Genomic DNA, 22,101 nt, shown 5'->3' on the forward strand with positions numbered 1-22,101 from the left:
CATCGGATTGATTAATTTATATAAAATAGTTTGTTGTTGATAAAGAGAGCCGAATGACTAAAATTACTGTTTCACAATTCGCCCGAGATTTAAATATGCCTGCTGACACGTTATTAGAGCAATTACGTTCTGCCGGGGTGGAGCTTAATTCTGTGGATGATATTGTGACGCCAGCGGCCAAGAAAAAATTGTTGGATAAACTGCAATCAAGTCACGGCACTGGTTCAGCAGCAAAGAAAATTACACTTACTCGTCGTAAGACCTCGGAAATCCGTCAGGCCGATGGTAGCCGTGTGCAGGTTGAGGTGCGTAAGCGACGTAGTATTTCTTTAGATGCGCAAAAATCCGCGATTGAGCAACGCAAGGCCGAGGATTTAGCTGCCATGAAGAAGGCGGCTGAAGAGGAAGCGGCTCGGGCGGCTCAAGCAGCCAAGGCTGCCGCAGAGGCTAAATTAGCTGAGGAGAAAGCACAGCAAGAGGCCAAAGCAAGGGCTGAGGCCGAGCGCAAAGCGGCCGCAGAGGCTAAGGCTAAGGCGGAGGAACGTGCGGCTCAGCAACAAGCGCAAGCTACAGAGGCGCAGGCTCAAAAATCGGCTGCAGCCGCTAACAAGGCTGCAGATGAGCAGGCTCGTCAAGCGGCAGCCGAGCAAGCGGCTGAAGAAGCACGCGAAGCAGCGCGCCGCAAAGCCGAGGAAGAGGCGCAAGCCATTAGTGCCATGTTAAATCGACCGCGCAAGGCGATGCGTGCAGAAGCTGCGCCCGAAGAAAAGGTACAAACTAAAAAAGCACCTAAAAAAGAAAGTAAGTCCTCCACACCATCACGTCGTGGCGATCGGGCCGACAGTGGCTTTACCGACGGTGCCCGTGGTCGTCGTTCAGCCGTTGCCGAAGAGCGCCGTGGAGGCGGTGTCGCTGCTGATGAGCAGGAGGACGGTTGGCGCGCCGCCGGTGGTCGTGGACGTAACCGTAATCGCGGGGGCCGTCAACGTCAACAGCAGCAACCACGTCCTGAGCCAGAGTTTATCTCACGTGAAATTCATGTACCGGAAACCATTACCGTTGCCGACTTAGCGCACAAAATGTCAGTTAAGGCATCCGAAGTAATTAAGCGCATGATGATGTTAGGCCAAATGGTTACCATCAATCAGGTCTTAGATCAGGAAACCGCCATGATTGTGGTGGAGGAATTGGGTCATAAGGCCGTGGTGGCCAAATTAGATGACCCCGAGACCTTTTTAGAAGAGGGTTTTGACTTTAGTGATGTGCCATTGGTGCCGCGCGCTCCTGTGGTGACCGTGATGGGTCACGTGGATCATGGTAAAACCAGTTTGCTTGATTATATTCGTCGCTCTAAAACAGCGGTTGGCGAGGCCGGCGGTATTACACAACATATCGGTGCTTATCGCGTTAAGACCGAGGGTGGCTGGATGACGTTCCTCGATACCCCGGGGCATGAGGCCTTTACCGCAATGCGTGCACGTGGTGCCGAAGTAACTGACGTGGTGATTCTGGTGGTTGCCTCAGATGACGGTGTGATGCCGCAAACTCGTGAGGCGATCAGTCATGCTAAAGCGGCTAATGTGCCGATGGTTGTTGCTATCAACAAGATTGATAAACCGGAGGCCAATCCTGAGCGTGTGAAGCAGGAGTTAGTTGCTGAGGGCGTGATTCCTGAGGAGTACGGCGGTGATGTGCCCTTTGTGCCGGTGTCTGCTAAAACCGGTCAAGGCATTGATGATTTATTAGAAAACGTCTTACTACAAGCCGAAATCTTGGAGTTAAAAGCGCAAGAAGATATTCCTGCTAGCGGTATTGTGATTGAGGCACAATTAGATAGAGGCCGCGGTCCGGTGGCGACAATTTTGGTCCAAAACGGTACCTTACGTCGTACTGATGTGGTGTTAGCGGGTGCGAGCTATGGTCGTGTCCGCGCTATGGTGGATGAAAATAACCAGGCGGTCGAAGCAGCTGGTCCTTCCTATCCGGTCGAGATTCAAGGTTTATCCGATGTGCCTAAGGCAGGGGATGAAGTACAGGTGATTCCTGATGAGCGTAAAGCACGTGAAATTGCCTTATTCCGTCAAGGTAAGTATCGTGATGTGAAATTAGCCCGTCAGCAAGCAGCGAAGCTGGAGTCCATGTTTGATAATATCCAAGAGGGCTTACAGACCTTAGCCTTAATTGTGAAGACGGATGTACAGGGTTCCTTAGAGGCCTTAGTACAGTCATTGCAAAAGCTGTCAACCGATGAGGTGCGGGTAGATGTGGTTTATTCCGGTGTGGGTGGTGTTTCCGAAAGTGATGTGAACTTGGCAACCGCATCGAATGCAGTCATTATCGGCTTTAACGTACGTGCTGATGTACAGGCTCGCCGTGTGGCTGAGACAAACGGCATTGATATGCACTTCTATAATGTTATTTATGATGCGATTGATGAGGTCAAAGCGGCGATGTCCGGCATGCTTGCGCCAGAGAAGCGTGAGGATGTGATCGGTATGGTCGAGGTACGTGAGGTGTACACCATTTCTCGTATTGGTAAGGTTGCTGGTTGTATGGTGACTGAGGGTGTGGTGCGACGTGATTCCTCCATCCGTCAATTACGTAATAACGTGGTGATTTGGACAGGTGCCTTGGATTCCTTGAAGCGCTTCAAGGACGATGCGCGTGAGGTTCGCTCCGGCTTTGATTGTGGTATCACCTTACGTGGCAATAATGATATTGAGATTGGCGACCAGTTTGAGGTCTTCGAAATCAAAGAGATTGCACGTAGTCTTTAATTAGAGATTTTTATGAGTAGACATAAGTCTAAGGCCAAGCAAGCCGGCAGTCGCAATACGCGCTTGGCCGAGCAAATTCAAAAGGACTTGGCCGGTTTGATCCAGCGCGAACTGAGTGTGAGCGCTGTGGGTCTGGTTACCTTAAGTCACGTAGAATTAAGCGCTGATTATGCGCATGCCAAAGTATACTTTACGGTGATTGGTCAAGCGCCGGAGGTGTCAGAGCAAGCATTAAATGAGAAGGCGGGTTATTTACACTCTTTATTATTTAAAATGCTGCATATTCATACGGTGCCGACCTTGCGTTTTTTTCATGATGATCATTTATTGCGTGGCATCGAAATGAGTCGCTTAATTGATAAGGCGATGGGCGTTGAGTCATCGGCTGATGATGGTGAATTAGACGCCTTTGACAATACTGAAATCAAGGGGTAGTTCATGGCAAGAAGACGTCGCGGTGAGGATATCACGGGGGTCTTGTTGTTGGATAAAGCCGTTGATTTATCCAGTAATCAGGCATTGCAACGTGCGAGACGGCTGTTTAATGCCAACAAAGCCGGTCATACGGGTACCTTAGATCCCTTTGCCACCGGCTTATTAGTCTGCTGTTTTGGTCGAGCAACTAAAATATCGACCAACATGTTGGCAGCAGATAAAAGCTATCGTGCCACCTTAAGTCTGGGAGCGGAAACCGATTCTGGTGATTTAACTGGTGAGATAGTAGCCCAAGCTGAACTTGCTGGCATTGATTTAACTAAAGACCGAGTATTAGCGGTGCTGCAGCAGTTTATTGGCGAGATTCAACAGATCCCACCGATGCACTCAGCCTTAAAGCGGGATGGTAAGCCGCTTTATGAATATGCCAGACAGGGCATTGAGCTTGAGCGTGAGCCACGCCAAGTGACGATTTATAGCATTGATTTAATTGAATTGGTAGGTGATCAGCTGGTGCTTGATGTTGCTTGCTCCAAGGGGACGTATATCCGCACCTTGGCGCAGGATATTGGTCGAGCACTTGGCTGCTTTGCGTATTTAAAGGCCTTACGTCGTTTAAGCGTTGGCGATTTTCATTTGGACAATGCCGTCACCCTCGACCAACTACACGCTGAGGTGGAAACTGATCCCGCCACCTTACAACAACATTTAATTCCCTTAGAAAAAGTACCCGCTCGTTGGGTGCCCGAGAAACTTTTAAAATAGGAAATCTTTATGAGCCGAGCGCTTCGTAATATTGCAATTATTGCTCACGTTGACCATGGTAAAACAACAATGGTTGATCAGTTGTTACGCCAATCCGGTACTTTTGAAGCCCATGAGGCGGTTGATGACCGTGTGATGGACTCCGGTGATATTGAAAAAGAGCGTGGTATTACGATCTTATCCAAAAACTGTGCGGTCGAGTATGAGGGTACCCATATTAATATTATTGACACCCCGGGACACGCTGACTTCGGTGGTGAAGTTGAGCGTGTGCTGTCAATGGTAGATGGGGTCTTGTTACTGGTGGATGCGGTTGAAGGACCGATGCCACAAACGCGTTTTGTGACGCAAAAAGCCTTAGCCTTAGGTTTAAAGCCGATTGTGGTTATTAATAAAATCGACCGCCCAGGTGCGCGTCCGGATCATGTGATTGATGTGACCTTTGATCTATTTGATAAGCTAGGTGCGACTGATGAACAGTTGGACTTCCCGATTGTGTACGCTTCAGGCTTATCCGGTTATGCTGGTTTGGAGCCAGATGTACGTGAGGGAACCCTAGCACCACTTTTTGAAACGATTCTTAAGTATGTGCCGGTGCGTGATGAAAAGGCCGATGAGCCCTTACAGTTACAGATTACTTCCTTAGACTATAACAGCTATGTGGGCGTTATCGGCATTGGTCGGGTTAATCGCGGTACTATCAAACCAGGGCAGCGAGTCACGGTAAAATTTGGTCCAGAGGGCAAACAGTTTAATGCCAGCATTAACCAAGTGCTTAAGTTTAAGGGCTTACAGCGTGAGTTGGTTAAAGAGGCTCAGGCTGGTGATATTGTCTTGATTAACGGGATTGAGGATATTGGTATCGGTTGCACCATCTGTGATGTTGATCATCCCGAAGCCTTACCCATGCTAAAAATTGATGAGCCTACCTTAACCATGAACTTTATGGTGAATACCTCACCACTGGCGGGTCGTGAAGGTAAGTTTGTCACCAGTCGTCAAATTCGCGAGCGCTTAGAGCGTGAAACTAAGACGAATGTGGCCTTGCGTGTGCGTGATACGGATGATGAAACGGTGTTTGAAGTGGCCGGTCGTGGTGAATTACATTTAACCATTTTATTAGAAAATATGCGCCGCGAGGGTTATGAATTGGCGGTTTCTCGTCCGCGTGTGGTATATCGCGAGATTGACGGGGTGCGCTGTGAGCCGATGGAGCTGTTAACCATTGACTTGGATGACGATCATCAGGGCGGCATCATGGAGGAGATCGGTCGTCGTCGCGGTGAGTTATTAAATATGGAGTCAGATGGCCGTGGTCGTACCCGTCTCGAATACCGTATCCCCGCACGTGGCCTCATCGGTTTCTCAACGGAGTTCATGTCCTTAACGCATGGGACGGGTTTGATTAGTCATATCTTTGATAGTTATGCACCGGCCAAAGAGGGGATGATTGGTGGTCGTCGTAATGGCGTACTGATTAGTCAGAATCATGGTGAAGCGGTAGCCTATGCGCTCTGGTATTTGCAAGATCGCGGTCGTATGTTCGTATCACCGGGTGAGCCTTTGTATGAGGGCATGATTGTGGGTATTCACAATCGTGATAATGACTTGGTGGTGAACCCCATCCGTACTAAAGCACTCACTAACGTGCGCGCCTCGGGTAATGATGAAGCGATTCGCTTAACGCCTCCAGTGCAATTGACGCTTGAGTATGCAGTCGAGTTTATTAACGATGATGAATTGGTTGAAGTCACACCAAAGAGTATTCGTTTGCGTAAGCGTTATTTATTAGAGCATGAGCGTAAGCGTGCCGCTCGTGAGGAAAATGCATAAATGCGTGTAAGCAAGTCAACAGACTTGTGTTGCTGAACTAAAAGACGACCTCGTAGTAAAATCATGATGGTCGTCTTTTTTATTGTAGTGGCTTGCGATGGCAGTTGTTATTCGTTTTTTATTTTTATTTCTTATCGCCTTTTGGGTTTTGCGATTTTTCAGTCGTAGCGTTGATATTTACTGGCAAAGTACCATTGGTGCTTTTTTTAAATGGCTAGGGATCAATGGCGATCTGATGATGAAAATCATTATTGCCTTGACGATTTTTGTGAGCTTGCTGTTTGCGCTTTATCGGTGGTACTAAGTTGTATCCTTGGCTTTAGTAGCAAGGGCACTTTGTTTGTTTTGTGCTAGGATTTTATTGTTTATTTTGTTTTAAATTTATATCATTTTTATGTCCGTTCAAGCGTCAAAAAAATCACCCTTAGCCTTATTTGTTAGCACCGGCTTAATGCTGTTTGCATTATTTTTTGGTGCCGGTAATCTTATTTTCCCTGCGCATATGGGGCAGCAGGCTGGAGCCAATTATTTAGAAGCGGTCATGGGTTTTGTCCTCACCGGTGCCGGTTTGCCTTTGCTCGGTATTTTGGCCATGTCTTACTCAGGCGCTCGTGATGTGCAGCATTTAGCTTCGCGTGTGAGTCCGCTTTTTGGTGTCTTTTTTGCTGTCACCCTTTATCTCTCTATCGGTCCCTTATTTGCCATGCCGCGGACGGCTACGGTGGCCTATGAGGTTGGTGTGAGCCCATATCTAGGTTCGGAGACATCTAGTACTTGGGGTTTATTGCTGTTTAGTATCGTTTTTTTTGCAGTGGCTTTCTGGCTGGCGATGTCCCCCAGTAAGTTATTAGACCGTATTGGTAAGATATTAACTCCCGTGCTATTAGTGAGTATTGCGATTTTAGCCTTTAAATCGTTGCTTGACCCAATGGGTGAACTGACAGCCCCCCAAGGTGCCTATGCGATGCACCCGGTAGTTGAGGGTTTCTTAGCCGGTTATCAAACCATGGATGCCTTGGCTTCCTTAGTGTTTGCGATTGTTGTGATTGGTGTGTTACAAGCCGAAGGGGTAAAAGCGAATGAGCAATTGATGCGCCTAACGATGGGTGCCGGTTTGTTGGCAGCGCTTTGTTTAGCCGTGGTTTATGGTTTAGTGACGTATTTGGGTGCAGGCAGTGTGGAGGTGACTGGCTGGCTGTCTAACGGCGCCGCCGTGCTCTCTGAAACGGCTCATTACTATTGGGGCAGCATGGGTAATTTGCTGTTATTGGTGATCATTCTGTTGGCTTGCTTAAGTACGGCGGTGGGCTTGATTGCTGCGTGTGCTGAGTATTTTAGTCGGTTGATGCCACAGCTCAGTTATAAGTTGTTTGTGATTATTTTCACATTAATTTCTTGTGGCTTAGCGAATAAGGGGCTCGAAGGGATCATCAATTTCTCTATTCCGGTATTGATGCTCTTATATCCCTTGACGGTTGTACTAATTCTTTTGACCTTTGCCAATTCGCTCTTTAAAGGGCGTCGTATTGTCTATATTTGTACCATGCTGGCAACGCTTGCGGTTAGTCTGTTAGATGCGTGGGATGCGGCATTTACGCTTAGCCCAGAGGCCAAGGCGTGGTTAGCGAGTTATTTACCTTGGCATGCGATTGGTTTAGGCTGGATTGTACCGGCTTTGCTGGGTATGCTTGTAGGCTTGATTTTATCTGCTGCGGGTCTTAAAAAAACCGTGAGCTAAATGCTTTTTTAATTCGGTGTGTTGGTGAAGCAGTCTTCGACAGAGTATAGGCCATTCGGTAAAGCCGAATTGGCCTTAATGCTCATTACGGTTTTCTGGGGCGGCACATTTTTGATTGTGCAGATCGCACTGAGTATGAGCGAGCCCTTTTTCTTTGTGGGTTTGCGCTTTGCCTGCGCAGCGGCTGCAGTCGCACTTTGTTCGCCAAAGGTGTTAAGGGGCTTGAGTTTTGAGGAGCTAAAGGCTGGTATCGCGATCGGTGTTTGTATATTTCTAGGATATAGTCTACAGACATTGGGATTGCAGACGATCCCCAGTAGTAAATCCGCTTTTTTAACAGCACTCTATGTGCCATTGGTGCCTTTGTTGCAATGGTTGTTTTTAAAGCGACGCCCGACTCGGCTGAATGCCTTGGGCATTATGCTTGCGTTTATGGGTTTAGCTTGTCTTGCTGGCCCTGATGGTTTGGAAGGTACGCTACTTGGGCGAGGGGAGTTATTCACGATTTTAGGTGCGCTCGCTATCGCCGCTGAAATTATTTTAATTAGTTGCTATGCCGGTAAAATTAATTTAATTCGTGTCACGGTGCTGCAGTTGTTGGTTACCTCAATCATTGCTTTTACTGTGTCCGCCGGGGTGGGTGAGCAGGTGCCTGATTTTTCGTGGGGCTTGATGGCGATTGTATTATTGATGGGCTTTGCTAGTGCAGTGATACAAACGACCATGAATTGGGCGCAAAAGCATGTTTCAGCCACTCGGGCAACCTTGATTTATGCTGCTGAGCCGGTATGGGGTGGGGTTTTCGGTAGACTCTATGGTGAACGTCTACCGTTTTTGTCCATTATCGGTGCCGGCTTGATCGTGCTTGGCGTGATTGTGAGTGAATTGCGTTTGAATGGTTTGAAACGCAAGGCTAAGCGTGGCGGTAGAGGCTTACGCTAATTACTCACCATACTGCGCCCAAGGCACGGCTACTTTGACCTCACCGAACTCGGCAAAGTGTAGAAAGTTCTGAATTGATAGTTCACGCATGGCGTTGCGCGTCTCTACCGTCGCACTGGCTACATGCGGAGTGATCACTACATTGTCTAAGGCAAAGAGGGCCTCTGGTACCTGCGGCTCATTAACAAAAACATCCAGCCCAGCGCCAGCGATGGTTTTGTTTTGTAATGCCTTGACTAAGGCGGCTTCATCAACTACCGCACCGCGCGCAATATTAATTAAATAGGATTGTGGTCCGAGCGCTTCTAATACTTGCTGATTGACAATTTTCTCAGTCTCAGCAGTGGCTGGGGTGGCGACGATTAAATAATCGACAGCTTTAGCGAGTTCAATGGGCGAGGCGATATAGTGATAGTCCTCGGCCAGATCTTGGCGAGGGTTGCGATTATGATAATAAATCTGCATGCGGAAACCCTTGGCGCGCGCTGCGATTTCTAAACCAATGCGACCCATGCCTAAAATACCTAGGCGCTTGCCCGTCACGCTGACGCCTAGCGGATAGGGACCGTCACTCAGCCAGCGACCTGCGCGCACATAGCGATCGGAGACGCTAACTTGACGAGCCACATCTAGCATCAGGGCCATGGCTAAATCAGCCACACAGTCATTTAAGACATCGGGCGTGTAGCCGAGGCGGATTTGGCGACGGCGGATATAGTCTTCATCATAGGGATCGTAACCGACACCGAAGCTACTAATGACCTGTAAATTAGGCAGCGCCTCAAGAAATTCGAGGCTCAATGGCTTAGTGGCCGAGCCGTACAGTGCCGTGACCCGTGCTAAGGTCTCAGGGCTTAGCGTAGAAGCCTCATCTAAATTTTTAATCTCGATAATCTCATAGTGCGCATTGAGCCTTGCTTTATCCTCGGCTGCGATATTTAATAAACTTAATAAAATCGGCTTCACGTGAAAAACTCCTGCTTAATTCTCTGGCTGCTTGATGGTGAATTTAAGAAATTTACAAGCGGTGCGAATAGGATAAGATAGCAGATATAAGCTCACAAAGGGAAGTCCCATGCGATACCACTCGGGGAAATCATTTAAAAGCCACGAGGCTTCTTGGTGTAGTCGTGGGTGCCATCTTTCAATCAGTTTACTGTTATTGAGGCCGAAATTAAAGCTAGTTTGGGTGCGATTGACACCCTGATGCCAAGCTGTGTGTTGACTCATCCATTGGTTGAATATATCAAAGTGCAGCTGCGCCCCGATAAAACGCTCTGCGAGCGCATAAAAGAATTGCTGATTCTCCTCCTGGCTAAGATACATCAGCACACCCTCAACGATAAAAAGAAAATCACCCTGTGGATAGTGTGCCAGTAACTCGTCCATCCATGCTGTTTCCAATAAACTGGCACGGATAAGCTGCTCATTAGGTCCAGGTGGTAATAGCTGGCGTCTAAAGTCAATCACCTCCGGCAAGTCTAATTGAATAAATACTGCTTTATCAGCGATGGGGCCTAGCCGTTGTTTACGTATATCCAGACCACAACCGATAATCACCACGATTGGTTGTGCATGGCTTTCAATAAACTCATGGCTGATCGTATCAAAATGCTTGCTGCGTATTGCGACACCTACCGCTGTGGTGCTGATATTGTCAAAAATTGAAAAATCATAATCAATCTGCGCTACTAATTTGAGGGCAAATTCATCATAAAGAATAGGGTGAGCCTGCTGTGACTCAAGGGCACGAGCGTATAAGGTGAGCATGATGGTGTCTGCGACCCTATTTTTTAAATTAAAAAGTACCTTTGTCATTGCGCCTCCTTATGCCATGTGGCTCTATGTGCACTGCGGATGACTGTACTTTGCTCGATTGATGTTGTTATTTAAAGAGAAAGCTAGCGGAGAAATCATTTGGGTGATTGCTGCTTAGTCATGTATTTTTTTTGATTATAGCAAAACCGCTTGAGCTAAAGTTGCTTTGAAAGTCATTTTCCACCTTAATTAAGCTAAGGCTAAATTCGTGATTGGGACTGAGATTGATTATTAAATAGCTTAGATGGTGCTGAAATAAAATCAGCTACAATGTTCAAAATTGACGCGGTGCGATGAATCAATCGGGCTGAGAGATAGATTTTTTAAGGAAGCTAGGTTTATGGTGGCTAAAGTAAGTGCCAGTGAAAGAAGTAGGGTGGCGAATAAATCCACCTTTGTCAGTGTCTTAGTAAATATACTGCTGACGATACTGCAAATAATCTTCGGTTTAATCACCTCTTCATATTCTTTGATTGCAGATGCTTTGCATAGCTTATCCGATCTTGTGTCGGATGTCGTGGTATTAGTTGCAAACCGCTTTGCTAAGCAAAAGCCAAATGCTAAGCACCCATTCGGACATTTTCGCTTTGAAACCATTGCCGTGCTGATCATTGCGGTACTGCTATTTGTGGTTGGGGCGCAGATTATTATGACCAGTGTGGAGCGCATGCAAAGTGGGGTGGTGCTCGAAATTAATGCGGGTCTTGCTTTTTTTATTGCTTTGGTGGCTATTGTAGCTAAGGAGCTTTTATACCGTTATATGGCACACGAAGCAAAGCGGGTTGAATCAGCCATGCTGATGGCTAATGCGCTACACGCCCGTTCGGATTCCATTTCATCATTGGTTGTAGCCATTGGTCTAGCGGCGCATTTTTTCGGTATTATGCATGCGGATTTGGTGGCGTCGCTAATTGTCGGCTCAATGATTGCTATTATGGGACTGAGAATGGGCTGGAGTGCCTTAATGGACTTGGCCGACCGTTCCGTGGATAAGGAGACCTTGGATAAGATTAGCAATGCGATTCGTGAAACGCCCGGTGTGGTTGATTTTCATGATCTTAAAACGCGTAAAGCAGGGGATTTTATCCTTGTCGAGCTGCATCTTGATTTGCCAGGGACAATGACCATTGCCGAGGGGCATGATATTTCTGATAGGATTGAGGCACGAATTAAAAACGAGGTGCCTTTGGTAATGAGTGTGTTGACACACTTTGACCCAATACATTTTCCTGCGCCTGCAGCACCTGCAATGGCTAAAGAAACGGGCACGTATTAAGACCTTTGCGTCTTCTCAAGAGCGAAGCTGGGAAGTGGTTTTTTTGTGAACTAGCCATATGACTTCCCTAAGTTTGCAATATGTGCTACAGTTATGCACTTATTCAAGTCTGCTAAGCCTTGTGAGTGATTTGGTTTTACGTTTAAAGCAATCACTTGCTGCTTAAAAAGTGTTTGAGTTTTTATCGCTGTTTTTATGAATGTTGTTAAAACGCACATTTAAACAATAAAAATTAAAAATTCTTTAAAAAAGACTTGCAATATCTGTTTAATAGTTGCATAATACTATTTTACTTAGTTCAGTTCCCCCATAGCTCAGTCGGTAGAGCGACGGACTGTTAATCCGCAGGTCACTGGTTCAAGTCCAGTTGGGGGAGCCACTAAATCCTAAGTAAATTATTTGATTAGCCGCTAAAGCGTTGATAGCTTTAAGCGGTTTTTTTGTGTCTACTGTTAATGTGGTATTGCTGCCAAAAATTCTAAAGCTGTCGATTCCGATTAGGAGAAGTGTGGTGTTGTCAGTTGGTTCAATTTTAGATTCGAGTTTATGAGCTACACAGAGTTGATAAGCAAGGGCGAACTGGGGAATTAAGAGAAAATAATAGATGCTACTAAGTCGTTGTTTTTATTGTTCACAAGCGATTTTTATGTTAAATAATAAAATTGTCGGGAGTGCTGTGTCTAAAAAATGCAACACTCCCTTTGTGATTTAAGATGATTTAAACTCAGTTGCATAATTCCTGCGCAGCTTTTTATTGTGCATTGCTCAATTTTTGACCAATTCACGGGCGAATGTGATCACCAAGCTCTCTTTATGGGGCAGTTGTAGGTTTAATGGAAAGGCGAATTCCCATTGAGGTCATGAGCTTTAGCACGGTGTCATAGCGAGGTTTAGCGTTGGGGGCAAGGGCTTTATATAGGCTCTCACGACCAATACCAGCCTCCTTAGCAACCTTGGTCATACCACGTGCTCTTGCGACATCAGAAAGCGCAGCTAAGAAGAGTGCCGGATCATTTTCATCTAATGCGGCTGAAAGATATTCGATGATCGCGTCCTCACTTTTTAAATATTCTGCTGCGTCGTAGGGGCTAATTTCTATCGTTGTCATGAGCGTTCCTTTTGAATTTGTTTCCACATATCGATGGCGGTTTTTATGTCACGTTTCTGAGAGGACTTATCACCACCACACAGTAGCAAGTAAACAGCGTAATCTTCACGAGCGTAATACACCCGATAACCTGGTCCAAAGTGAATACACATCTCAGAAACACCATCACTGAGGTACTTAGTGTCCCCAAAGTGAGGTTGTAAGATATTATGTAACTTGATTTTGCATGTGGTTCAGAAATCTTTCCCCAAGCTCAACGAAACGCATCGCTTAAAGACAGCGGACAGCCTATCCCAGCTTAAACAGGCTCAGGCACGATCTTGCTCTTAGAATAGCAATGTGCATATATTTTGTATAGAAAAACAAAATATAAAATACCAAAGCTAATAATGGATAGTATCGTCCACAAAATAATATAGCCAAGCATGCTATCTAAGCCAATATCACAAACAACACGACCTACTCGATTGTCATTGGGATCATATACATAGGTTTTATTGATAATATAGCGCTGCATATAGTAGGGGAATACAATTAGCGCCAATCCAAAGGTCATGATCGTCAGTAAAATCCAGATTAAAGCGTGGCCTAATACATCTAGGGTGCCAAGCTCACATTTAAGGCGATAGTAGCCGAGCGGTAATGCGGTTTTGTTATAGCTTAGCGTTTCAATAAAGTCGTTATCCATAAGTATCCTCTCAAAAGGTGTATTATCAAAAGATCCTATTATATTAATAGTTCAATATTTAAATATTATGACATATACAATAATCTAAATATACTGTTTTTGTATATGCCCATGATCTAGTTAAGGAGCTTAAGCGCGATGACTCAAAACAATGCTTTATCTTTTCGCAATTTACCCGCTAATTATTTCAAAGACACATACGGTCTCAGTTTGACGCATTCGGAGTTACTGGCGGCGACGCCTTATTTTGTTGGAGATAGGGCACTGGATATCGGCTCGGGGCGTGGGCGTAATAGTCTATATTTGGCCCAGCATGGTTATCGGGTGGATGCTTTTGATGTGAATCCGCAGGCGATTCAAATCCTTGATACGATTATCGAACAAGAGGGCATTCAAAGTATTCGCACTTTTATCAAGGATCTTAATCAGGATCCGAGTATTGATGGACAGTATGATGTGTTGCTTTGTACCGTGGTGATGATGTTCTTAAAAGCGGCAACCATTCCGCAGCTGATCGAGCAGATGCAAGCAGCCACCAACGTGGGCGGCTTGAATATTATCGTCTGCGCGATGGATACCGAAGCTTATCCGGCGAAGTCAGATTTCAGTTTCAGTTTCAAAGCGGGAGAGTTGCGTGATTACTACCAAGGCTGGGAGCTTCTGAAGTATAACGAGGACGTAGGCGAGTTACATCGACGCAATCCTGACGGTAGTTTTATAAAGCAGCAATTTGCCACCCTAATTGCCAAAAAGCCATTATAAAATAGCGCTATCTCGGTTTAGCGGATGTTAATGATGACACCATACAGTAAATTTTTAATTCCTATATTAGCGTCGCTAAGCTTAAGTGCTTGCGGTGATGCTAAGGACGATCCACAGCATCAATTGACGGTGATTCGTTTTAACTTTATTAATGCTTGTACCTTTTATGCGGGTAAGCGCAATGCTAATTTCTGTGGTTGTGCTTATGATGAGATGCTCAAGGAATTTGGTCAGGATAATGTCATTGCCTTGGGTGGGGTGGCAGATGAGTCGGAATTAAGTGATGCCGCTCAAATTGAAACGTATCGAGAGATGCAGCGCTTTATTAGCGGTACCACGGAGGGAGTCTGTAAGGATTTAATCGTGGCAACACCGCAGGCTGATCCGGAGGATAAGCCCTTTTTCCGTCGTCTTATTCCTGAAAAATAATTGACATTAAACTGTCATCACAGCGACCTAAGCTTGTCATCAAAGCTTTTTATACTGCTTCATCGATATCCACTTAACTCACACGTAGAGGACATGATGAAGTTAAAAACGATTAGCGCTTATGTTGCAAGCACTTTTTTTGCTTTAACTGCTGGTATGACAGCGCTACAGGCTGCTGAGCAATACCCAGCAAAACTAGCCGGTCATTTGATATTAGCCGGTGATACTAAAATTGACGTGCCAGAGGATGCGCCCAAGGATTTGCAGGTGAATGGTAAGTTCCATGAAAAGCATCGTGTTGAGGACTTGGGTGCGATTGAGGGTAAATCTAATGGTCGTCCCACTGGTGTGAGCTTTCCATTTAAAGGTCAAGCCATTCAAGGACATTCCGGTATTGTTAATAATGGTGATGGTACCTTTTGGTTGCTAACGGATAATGGCCTGGGTAATAAATTAAACTCGAGCGATAGTGCCTTATATTTTAATTTATATAAAATTGATTTTGACAAGGATCAATGGGAGCATTTGGAGACGGTCTTTATTAAGGATCCACAAAAAAATATCCCATTCCGTATTACGCACGAAGACACGGAAGCGCGTTATTTAACGGGTGCTGATTTTGATCCTGAAAGCTTGCAGGTGGTGGGGGATAATTTCTGGGTGGGCGAGGAGTTTGGTCCATTTTTATTAAAATTAGACCGTCAAGGTAATGTCCTTAAGGTGTTCGAAACTGAGGTGGATGGCAAGGTAGTGAAATCACCAGACTATCCTGGTATGACCTTACCAGGCAGTCCCGATGCCAAGTTACCGGAGTTTCAAGTGCGTCGTTCCAAAGGGTTTGAGGGGATGGCCTTATCTGCTGATGGTAAAAGCTTATATCCGCTATTAGAAGGGGTGCTGTGGGATAGCGAGAAAAAAGCCTTTGAGGAGGTAGAAGGTAAACCAGTCTTACGCATGTTAGAGTTTAATTTAGCTGATGAGAAATACAGCGCTAAGTCATGGTTTTATCCATTAGAAGATGCCAAGCACTCAATAGGTGACTTTAATATGATCGATGAGCGTTACGGCTTGATTATCGAGCGCGATGATACAGAAGGGACTGCGAATAAAGTATGTAAAGAGGGCGATGATAAAACACGTTGTTTTGATAATGTGGCGAACTTCAAGCGTGTTTATAAGATTGAGCTTAGACCGGAAGAGCAGATGATCCGTAAGGTAGCTTATATTGATCTGATGGATATCCAGGATCCGGACAGCAAATCTCAGTTTGATTTGATTGATGGCAAGTTTCAGTTTCCTTTCTTTACCATTGAAAATGTCGATGTGGTTGGTGATCGCTATATCGTTGTCGGCAATGATAATAATTATCCTAAATCAAGCAGTCGTGAGCCTAATGTAGCCGACGATAATGAGTTGATTTTGTTGGATGTAAAGGAGTTTCTAGAGGCTAAATAAGCACTTCGATGCAGTTGATTTTCCGATAATTTACAATTCAACACAGGTTCTTTTGCACGCAGCGATTATGATTTAGGTATGATGCATAAGATCGCTTATGCTTCTTCTAAATTATTTCACCTAAACAGGAGAATGTCTTATGTCTAAAAAAGGCTTTTGTGACGATATTGAGAAATTAACCGAGGAAAATGACTTATATCGTAAGGTGCTCTACACAGGCAAACATTTGCAGCTCGTATTAATGACCTTACAACCGGGCGAGGAGATCGGGGCTGAGGTGCATGAAACGCATGATCAGTTTTTCCGCTTCGAAGAGGGTAAGGGTAAGCTTGTTATTGATGATAATGAGTACGAGATCAAGGCTGATTTTGGTGCCATTGTACCCGCCGGTGCCAAGCACAATGTGATTAATACTGGCGATGAGCCCTTAAGACTATATACGATTTATGGCCCGCCAGAGCATCGTGATGGTGTGGTGGTTGATGTCAAAGCCAACGAAAAAGAAGAGCATTTCGACGGCAAGACCACCGAGTAGTAGTTTGGCTTTTCAGACTCATCCCCGAGTTGTTATTAGACAATTCGGGGATTTTTTATGCAGGATTAAATTTAGCTGAGAAGCGCTTAATCATGAAATCCTTTGGCGCCCTCGGCTATAATCTAAATTTCCGGCTAGGCCCTTAGAGGGCGCATTATCGACATGTCTACAAAATACATATTCGTAACCGGCGGTGTGGTATCTTCTTTGGGCAAGGGGATCGCCGCTGCATCGCTTGGTGCCATTCTCGAATCACGTGGCCTTAAGGTCACGATGCTCAAATTAGATCCCTATATTAATGTTGACCCCGGGACCATGAGTCCGCTGCAGCATGGTGAGGTTTTTGTGACTGAAGACGGTGCAGAAACCGACCTTGACTTGGGGCACTATGAGCGTTTTGTCTCTGCCAAGATGCATAAGCAGAATAACTTCACCACCGGCCAAATTTATGAGTCGGTGCTGCGTAAGGAGCGTCGTGGCGAGTACTTGGGCAAGACGGTTCAGGTGATCCCTCACATTACCAATGAAATTCAAGATTTTATTGTCCGCGGTGCCAAGCGCGCCTTTGATGGTGAAGCAGATATTGCCATTGTAGAGATTGGCGGGACCGTGGGTGATATTGAGTCCCTGCCGTTTTTAGAGGCTGCTCGTCAGATGAGTTTGCGGTTGGGACGCCAGGGGGCGGCCTTTGTGCATTTGACCTTGGTACCATTTATCCCATCGGCGGGTGAGCTTAAGACGAAACCGACCCAGCATTCGGTCCAAAAGATGCGCGAAATCGGTTTATATCCAAATGCGTTACTCTGTCGTGCTGATCGTCGAATTCCAGATGATGAGCGGGGTAAGATTTCTTTATTTTCCAATGTTCCTTTTGATGCAGTGATTTCTGTTTGGGATGAGACCAGTATTTATAAAATCCCTTCCATGTTGCATCAGCAAAAGTTGGATGAGATTTTATTAGATGCACTGGGCATTGATGCACCACCCGCTGATCTCAGTAGCTGGGATAATCTTGTTTATGCCATGGAGCATCCTAAGCATCGCGTGACCATCGGGATGGTGGGTAAGTACGTTGAGTTAACCGAATCGTATAAGTCGCTTAACGAGGCCTTGATGCATGCTGGGGTACAGACGGATACTCAGGTAGTTATTGAGTACATTGATGCCACGGATATTGAAGAGGGTAAGACTGAGTTACTTGAGCAGCTAGATGCGATTCTTGTGCCCGGTGGCTTCGGTAAGCGCGGCACCGAGGGTAAGATCAAAGCGATTCAATACGCTCGCGAAAATGGCGTGCCTTATCTTGGTATTTGTTTGGGTATGCAGTTAGCAACCATTGAATTCGCACGTCATGTGGCGGGCTTTAGTGGCGCCAATAGTACCGAGCTTGATCCTTCGACTGCCCATCCTGTGGTGGCTTTGATTACCGAGTGGCAGGACCGTGAGGGTCATGTCGAAAGACGTGATGCCAAGAGTGATTTAGGTGGTACCATGCGTAAGGGCTTGCAATCTTGTCCGGTTAAGCCAGGCACCTTAGCTGCCGAGATTTACGGTGACACGGTGAATGAGCGCCATCGCCACCGCTATGAGGTAAATAATGTCTACGCCGAGCCGCTTGAAAAGGCCGGTTTGATCATCAGTGCGCGTACGCCTGAGGATAACTTACCTGAAATCATCGAGATAGCCGACCATCCGTGGTTCTTAGGCGTGCAGTTCCATCCTGAGTTTACCTCGAAGCCACGTACCGGTCATCCTTTGTTTACGAGTTATATCAAAGCTGCATTAGCGGCCAAGGGTGAAAAATGAATTTAGTAGGATATGAAGTGGGTTTAGATAAACCCTTCTTCTTAATTGCTGGTCCTTGCGTGATTGAATCGCGAGCCATGATCATGGATATCGCTGCCGAATTAAAGGCAATCACCGATGACTTGCAAATCCCATTTATTTTTAAAAGCTCATTTGATAAGGCAAATCGAAGCTCCAGCGCTTCATTCCGTGGCTTAGGTATGGCCGAGGGCCTGGATATTTTAGCGCAAGTGCGTGAGAGCCTGGGGGTACCGGTGTTAACCGATGTGCACGATCAATCTCAGGTGGCTGCGGTGGCGGAAGCGGTGGATGTGCTACAGACCCCAGCTTTTTTATGTCGTCAAACGGATTTTATTCGTGCCTGCGCGGCTACCTTAAAGCCGGTTAATATCAAAAAAGGGCAGTTTTTAGCGCCATTAGATATGCTGCAAGTGGTCAATAAAGCACGTGAGGCTGCGCTTGATGCTGGCGGTGATGGTAAGAATATCTTAGTTTGCGAGCGAGGAGCTAGTTTTGGCTACAATAACTTGGTTTCTGATATGCGTTCGCTTGCCTTAATGCGCCAAACCGATTGTCCTGTTGTTTTTGATGCGACGCACTCGGTACAATTGCCGGGTGGGCAGGGCACTTCTTCTGGCGGTCAGCGTGAATTTGTGCCGGTCTTAGCTAGAGCAGCAGTGGCCGTAGGCATTAGCGGCTTATTTATGGAGACCCATCCAGACCCAGTGCATGCCTTATCCGATGGCCCTAATGCCGTACCACTTGGCAAAATGCGGGACTTACTGCAAACCCTCAAGATGTTAGATAAGACAGTGAAGTCACAGCCATTACTGGAAGATGATTTTGGCCTTTAATACGATTTAGCTAATTGCTTAGCTAGCAATGATTTTTTTATTTAAACAGGAAGATATCTCATGAGTGCAATTGTCGATATTATCGGTCGCGAAATTTTAGATTCTCGCGGCAATCCTACCGTTGAATGTGATGTATTACTAGAATCCGGTGCCATGGGTCGTGCTGCTGTTCCCTCCGGTGCTTCAACCGGTGCCCTGGAAGCGCATGAGTTGCGCGATGGCGATAAAAGTCGCTACTTGGGCAAGGGTGTGTTAAAAGCCGTTGAGTATATCAATACTGAAATCTCTGAGGTATTGCTAGGCTTAGATGCGCAGGAGCAAAGCTTTATTGATCGTACCTTAATTGATTTAGACGGCACTGAAACTAAGTCACGTTTAGGTGCCAATGCGATTTTAGCCGTTAGTATTGCTGTGGCTAAAGCGGCGGCTGAAGAGGCGGGCTTATCCTTGTATCGCTACTTTGGTGGCTCTGGCTTATTTAGTCTACCAGTACCCATGATGAATGTGATTAATGGTGGCGCACATGCCAATAATAACCTCGATATGCAGGAGTTCATGATTCTGCCGGTGGGTGCCGAGAGTTTTCGTGAAGCCCTCCGCATGGGGACCGAGGTATTTCATGCATTAAAAAGCTTGATTCATGATCAGGGCATGTCGACTGCTACAGGTGATGAGGGCGGCTTTGCGCCTAACGTTGAAAATCACGAAGCGGCGATTCAGTTAATTCTTCAAGCCATTGATAAGGCGGGTTATGAAGCAGGTTCACAAATCGCCATTGGTTTAGACTGCGCTAGTTCTGAGTTCTATCGTGACGGTAAATATCACTTAGCAGGTGAGGGTGATATTGCGCTTAGCTCTGAGGAATTCGCAAATTTACTTGCTTCTTGGTGTGATAAATATCCAATCATCACCATTGAAGATGGTATGGCTGAGGATGACTGGGAGGGTTGGAAAATCCTTACTGAAAAGCTGGGCGATAAGGTTCAGTTAGTGGGTGACGATTTATTTGTTACCAATACCAAAATCCTTAAAAAGGGCATCCAACAAGGTGTGGCGAATTCTATTCTGATTAAAATCAATCAGATTGGTACTTTAACTGAAACCTTTGAAGCCATTGAAATGGCTAAACGTGCGGGTTATACCGCCGTCATCTCGCACCGTTCGGGCGAGACCGAAGATGCCACCATCGCTGACCTAGCGGTAGGTAGCAATGCCATGCAAATTAAGACCGGTTCTTTATGCCGTTCGGATCGTATGGCGAAGTACAATCAACTCTTACGAATTGAAGAGGAATTAGCCGAAGTCGCTGTTTATCCTGGGATAGAGGCTTTTTATAATATTCGTAAGTAATTGCGCTGATTAATATACGATTTAAGCGATGAGACTGCTGCTTTTAGTCATTGTGCTGGCTTGTTTAGCAATACAGATTCCCCTGCGTTGGGGCGGCTTTGGCTATGCCCAGGTCAATGTATTAGAGCAGCAGTTGGAGGCGCAGCTACAGCATAATAAGGCCCTTGAAGCGCGCAACAATGCGATGCAAGCGGAAATTGATGATCTGCGAGGTGGTACCGAGGCGCTAGAAGAAAGAGCACGGGTGCAATTAAATATGATTCTAGACAATGAGAATTTAGTACAGCTCTTGCCTGATAAAGATTCAGATGAGTGATGTCCTTGTTTAAATCCATGATATTAGTGACTGCTGAGGCAGTCATTTTTTTTGGAAATTTATAGTTAAAAGGCTTGAAAATTTAACTAGCTCCCTTATAATTCATAAAACTAATTGCTAATAGTTATCATTTACATGGAGAGTGTATGTTTAAGTTTTCTTCTGTTTTTGCCACAGCCGTTTTAGGTGTTGCTTCTTTTAATGCCTTAGCTGCTGATGAGGTCAATATTTACACCACGCGCGAGCCGGGCTTGATCCAGCCATTACTCGACGAATTCACTAAAGAAACTGGGATTAAAGCAAATACGGTGTTTGTTAAAGACGGTTTAACCGAGCGCGTTAAGTCCGAGGGGGCCAATTCACCAGCAGATGTGTTGATGACAGTGGATATCGGTCGTTTATTAGACGTGGTGGATGCGGGTTTAACCCAGGCAATTGATTCGGCAGATTTAGAAGAGCACGTGCCTGCTGCCTTTAAGGATCCAAATAAGCATTGGTACGCTTTGTCCCTACGTGATCGCGTGGTTTATGTGGCTAAAGATTTAGATCTTAAAGAAATGAACTATGAGGATTTGGCTGATCCTAAGTACAAGGGTAAGGTTTGCTCGCGCTCTGGTCAACACCCCTATAACACCAGCTTAATCGCTGCTAAAATCGCTCACGACGGCGTTGAGGCTGCTGAGGAGTGGCTCAAAGGCGTTAAAAATAACTTAGCTCGCAAGGCTGCTGGTGGTGATCGTGAGGGAGCGCGTGATATTTTAGCCGGCATTTGTGATTTAGCAATTGGTAATGCCTATTACGTCGGTCGTATGAAAAATGCGGAGGCGGGTTCGGATCAGCATAAATGGGGTGAAGCCATCAATGTGATTCGTCCTACTTTCAAAAACTCTAAATCTAACGGCACCCATGCCAACATCACGGGGGCAGCGATTGCTAAGAATGCGCCTAACCATGATAATGCGATTAAATTATTGAATTTCCTGATTTCTGAAAAGGGTCAATCAATGTACGCCAAGAGTAATTATGAATACCCAGTGCGTGCGGGTGTTGAGTTGGATCCCGTGGTTGCAAGCTTCGGTCCATTGAAAATCGATGAAATTCATATTCTAGAAATTGCTAAACATCGTCAAGAAGCAAGTGAATTGGCTGACAAAGTTGGTTTTGATCAGTAATATTCATGTAAAATAGCTAGCTTGGAGAGTTTTACAAGTTCA

At 45.8% G+C, this 22,101-nt stretch carries 22 protein-coding genes and 1 tRNA gene; 18 read left to right on the forward strand and 5 right to left on the reverse strand.

The annotated features are described in order from the left end of the window. Positions 1-53: 53 nt before the first annotated feature. The 7 genes from infB to A3GA_RS0104945 all read left to right on the forward strand — a co-directional run bounded on the left by infB (position 54) and on the right by A3GA_RS0104945 (position 8,490). On the forward strand, positions 54-2,777 hold the full coding sequence (infB, locus tag A3GA_RS0104915) for a translation initiation factor IF-2 (protein WP_018026278.1): 2,724 nt from the start codon (positions 54-56) through the stop codon (positions 2,775-2,777). A gap of 12 nt (positions 2,778-2,789) precedes the next feature. After that, complete coding sequence (gene rbfA / locus A3GA_RS0104920; protein WP_018026279.1) at positions 2,790-3,212, forward strand: 30S ribosome-binding factor RbfA; 423 nt, start codon at positions 2,790-2,792, stop codon at positions 3,210-3,212. 3 nt (positions 3,213-3,215) lie between these two features. Beyond that, positions 3,216-3,977 carry a tRNA pseudouridine(55) synthase TruB gene (gene truB / locus A3GA_RS0104925; protein WP_018026280.1) on the forward strand — a complete coding sequence of 254 codons (762 nt, stop codon included), beginning with the start codon at positions 3,216-3,218 and terminating at the stop codon, positions 3,975-3,977. Between the two features lie 9 nt (positions 3,978-3,986). After that, complete coding sequence (gene typA, locus A3GA_RS0104930) at positions 3,987-5,810, forward strand: translational GTPase TypA (RefSeq protein WP_018026281.1); 1,824 nt, start codon at positions 3,987-3,989, stop codon at positions 5,808-5,810. Positions 5,811-5,907: 97 nt separating this feature from the next. Continuing rightward, complete coding sequence (locus A3GA_RS0104935) at positions 5,908-6,114, forward strand: hypothetical protein (protein ID WP_018026282.1); 207 nt, start codon at positions 5,908-5,910, stop codon at positions 6,112-6,114. A 90-nt stretch (positions 6,115-6,204) separates the two neighbouring features. Beyond that, positions 6,205-7,548 (forward strand): branched-chain amino acid transport system II carrier protein, encoded by a 1,344-nt coding sequence (gene brnQ / locus A3GA_RS0104940; protein ID WP_018026283.1) that lies wholly within the window; start codon positions 6,205-6,207, stop codon positions 7,546-7,548. Positions 7,549-7,572: 24 nt separating this feature from the next. Then, complete coding sequence (locus A3GA_RS0104945; protein WP_040614087.1) at positions 7,573-8,490, forward strand: DMT family transporter; 918 nt, start codon at positions 7,573-7,575, stop codon at positions 8,488-8,490. Here A3GA_RS0104945 and A3GA_RS0104950 read toward each other — a convergent pair whose 3' ends face one another. Together A3GA_RS0104950 and A3GA_RS0104955 are read right to left on the reverse strand one after the other, a co-directional pair. Next, positions 8,491-9,456 carry a 2-hydroxyacid dehydrogenase gene (locus A3GA_RS0104950; RefSeq protein ID WP_018026285.1) on the reverse strand — a complete coding sequence of 322 codons (966 nt, stop codon included), beginning with the start codon at positions 9,454-9,456 and terminating at the stop codon, positions 8,491-8,493. 15 nt (positions 9,457-9,471) lie between these two features. Continuing rightward, positions 9,472-10,308 (reverse strand): class I SAM-dependent methyltransferase, encoded by an 837-nt coding sequence (locus tag A3GA_RS0104955; RefSeq protein WP_018026286.1) that lies wholly within the window; start codon positions 10,306-10,308, stop codon positions 9,472-9,474. Positions 10,309-10,648: 340 nt separating this feature from the next. Here A3GA_RS0104955 and A3GA_RS11360 point away from each other — a divergent pair, with 340 nt between their 5' ends. Both A3GA_RS11360 and A3GA_RS0104965 read left to right on the forward strand, forming a co-directional pair. Then, complete coding sequence (locus tag A3GA_RS11360) at positions 10,649-11,584, forward strand: cation diffusion facilitator family transporter (RefSeq protein ID WP_018026287.1); 936 nt, start codon at positions 10,649-10,651, stop codon at positions 11,582-11,584. A gap of 303 nt (positions 11,585-11,887) precedes the next feature. Next, positions 11,888-11,963 (forward strand) — tRNA-Asn (locus A3GA_RS0104965). A gap of 432 nt (positions 11,964-12,395) precedes the next feature. Here the strand turns inward: A3GA_RS0104965 and A3GA_RS0104970 are convergent. The 3 genes from A3GA_RS0104970 to A3GA_RS0104980 form a co-directional block, all read right to left on the reverse strand. Continuing rightward, a complete protein-coding gene (locus A3GA_RS0104970) occupies positions 12,396-12,692 on the reverse strand; it encodes an addiction module antidote protein (protein ID WP_018026288.1) in 297 nt (98 codons plus the stop codon). Continuing rightward, complete coding sequence (locus A3GA_RS11960) at positions 12,689-12,913, reverse strand: type II toxin-antitoxin system RelE/ParE family toxin (protein ID WP_102705989.1); 225 nt, start codon at positions 12,911-12,913, stop codon at positions 12,689-12,691. The genes A3GA_RS0104970 and A3GA_RS11960 overlap by 4 nt, the downstream gene beginning before the upstream one ends. Before the next feature lie 77 nt (positions 12,914-12,990). After that, positions 12,991-13,380 (reverse strand): DUF6693 family protein, encoded by a 390-nt coding sequence (locus A3GA_RS0104980; RefSeq protein ID WP_018026290.1) that lies wholly within the window; start codon positions 13,378-13,380, stop codon positions 12,991-12,993. A gap of 138 nt (positions 13,381-13,518) precedes the next feature. On the opposite strand from A3GA_RS0104980, the gene tehB reads away from it, so the two are divergent. The 9 genes from tehB (at position 13,519) to A3GA_RS0105025 (ending at position 22,059) form a co-directional block, all read left to right on the forward strand. Then, complete coding sequence (gene tehB, locus A3GA_RS0104985) at positions 13,519-14,142, forward strand: tellurite resistance methyltransferase TehB (protein ID WP_018026291.1); 624 nt, start codon at positions 13,519-13,521, stop codon at positions 14,140-14,142. A gap of 30 nt (positions 14,143-14,172) precedes the next feature. Then, on the forward strand, positions 14,173-14,571 hold the full coding sequence (locus A3GA_RS0104990) for a hypothetical protein (RefSeq protein ID WP_018026292.1): 399 nt from the start codon (positions 14,173-14,175) through the stop codon (positions 14,569-14,571). A gap of 96 nt (positions 14,572-14,667) precedes the next feature. Next, on the forward strand, positions 14,668-16,026 hold the full coding sequence (locus tag A3GA_RS0104995; RefSeq protein ID WP_018026293.1) for an esterase-like activity of phytase family protein: 1,359 nt from the start codon (positions 14,668-14,670) through the stop codon (positions 16,024-16,026). Between the two features lie 139 nt (positions 16,027-16,165). Further along, positions 16,166-16,561: a cupin domain-containing protein gene (locus A3GA_RS0105000; protein WP_018026294.1), complete on the forward strand. Its 396-nt coding sequence runs from the start codon at positions 16,166-16,168 to the stop codon at positions 16,559-16,561. Between the two features lie 162 nt (positions 16,562-16,723). After that, on the forward strand, positions 16,724-18,367 hold the full coding sequence (locus tag A3GA_RS0105005) for a CTP synthase (RefSeq protein WP_018026295.1): 1,644 nt from the start codon (positions 16,724-16,726) through the stop codon (positions 18,365-18,367). Continuing rightward, entirely contained in the window at positions 18,364-19,221 is an 858-nt protein-coding gene (kdsA, locus tag A3GA_RS0105010; RefSeq protein ID WP_018026296.1) for a 3-deoxy-8-phosphooctulonate synthase, read from the forward strand. Before A3GA_RS0105005 ends, kdsA begins: the two co-directional genes overlap by 4 nt. Before the next feature lie 60 nt (positions 19,222-19,281). Then, on the forward strand, positions 19,282-20,571 hold the full coding sequence (gene eno, locus A3GA_RS0105015; RefSeq protein ID WP_018026297.1) for a phosphopyruvate hydratase: 1,290 nt from the start codon (positions 19,282-19,284) through the stop codon (positions 20,569-20,571). Positions 20,572-20,599: 28 nt separating this feature from the next. Beyond that, entirely contained in the window at positions 20,600-20,887 is a 288-nt protein-coding gene (locus A3GA_RS11370) for a septum formation initiator family protein (RefSeq protein WP_018026298.1), read from the forward strand. Between the two features lie 146 nt (positions 20,888-21,033). Then, the gene (locus tag A3GA_RS0105025; RefSeq protein WP_018026299.1) at positions 21,034-22,059 is read left to right on the forward strand and encodes an extracellular solute-binding protein; all 1,026 of its coding nucleotides are present in this window, start codon (positions 21,034-21,036) and stop codon (positions 22,057-22,059) included. Positions 22,060-22,101: the final 42 nt, after the last annotated feature.

The organism is Oligella urethralis DSM 7531 (assembly GCF_000372065.1).
Classification (GTDB): Bacteria; Pseudomonadota; Gammaproteobacteria; order Burkholderiales; family Burkholderiaceae_B; genus Oligella; species Oligella urethralis.

Coding starts and splice junctions, on each gene's coding strand:
- infB (WP_018026278.1), top strand. CDS start 54: ATGACTAAAATTACTGTTTCACAATTCGCCCGAGATTTAAATATGCCT.
- rbfA (WP_018026279.1), top strand. CDS start 2,790: ATGAGTAGACATAAGTCTAAGGCCAAGCAAGCCGGCAGTCGCAATACG.
- truB (WP_018026280.1), top strand. CDS start 3,216: ATGGCAAGAAGACGTCGCGGTGAGGATATCACGGGGGTCTTGTTGTTG.
- typA (WP_018026281.1), top strand. CDS start 3,987: ATGAGCCGAGCGCTTCGTAATATTGCAATTATTGCTCACGTTGACCAT.
- A3GA_RS0104935 (WP_018026282.1), top strand. CDS start 5,908: ATGGCAGTTGTTATTCGTTTTTTATTTTTATTTCTTATCGCCTTTTGG.
- brnQ (WP_018026283.1), top strand. CDS start 6,205: ATGTCCGTTCAAGCGTCAAAAAAATCACCCTTAGCCTTATTTGTTAGC.
- A3GA_RS0104955 (WP_018026286.1), bottom strand. CDS start 10,308: ATGACAAAGGTACTTTTTAATTTAAAAAATAGGGTCGCAGACACCATC.
- A3GA_RS11360 (WP_018026287.1), top strand. CDS start 10,649: ATGGTGGCTAAAGTAAGTGCCAGTGAAAGAAGTAGGGTGGCGAATAAA.
- A3GA_RS0104970 (WP_018026288.1), bottom strand. CDS start 12,692: ATGACAACGATAGAAATTAGCCCCTACGACGCAGCAGAATATTTAAAA.
- A3GA_RS0104980 (WP_018026290.1), bottom strand. CDS start 13,380: ATGGATAACGACTTTATTGAAACGCTAAGCTATAACAAAACCGCATTA.
- tehB (WP_018026291.1), top strand. CDS start 13,519: ATGACTCAAAACAATGCTTTATCTTTTCGCAATTTACCCGCTAATTAT.
- A3GA_RS0104990 (WP_018026292.1), top strand. CDS start 14,173: ATGATGACACCATACAGTAAATTTTTAATTCCTATATTAGCGTCGCTA.
- A3GA_RS0104995 (WP_018026293.1), top strand. CDS start 14,668: ATGAAGTTAAAAACGATTAGCGCTTATGTTGCAAGCACTTTTTTTGCT.
- A3GA_RS0105000 (WP_018026294.1), top strand. CDS start 16,166: ATGTCTAAAAAAGGCTTTTGTGACGATATTGAGAAATTAACCGAGGAA.
- A3GA_RS0105005 (WP_018026295.1), top strand. CDS start 16,724: ATGTCTACAAAATACATATTCGTAACCGGCGGTGTGGTATCTTCTTTG.
- kdsA (WP_018026296.1), top strand. CDS start 18,364: ATGAATTTAGTAGGATATGAAGTGGGTTTAGATAAACCCTTCTTCTTA.
- eno (WP_018026297.1), top strand. CDS start 19,282: ATGAGTGCAATTGTCGATATTATCGGTCGCGAAATTTTAGATTCTCGC.
- A3GA_RS11370 (WP_018026298.1), top strand. CDS start 20,600: ATGAGACTGCTGCTTTTAGTCATTGTGCTGGCTTGTTTAGCAATACAG.
- A3GA_RS0105025 (WP_018026299.1), top strand. CDS start 21,034: ATGTTTAAGTTTTCTTCTGTTTTTGCCACAGCCGTTTTAGGTGTTGCT.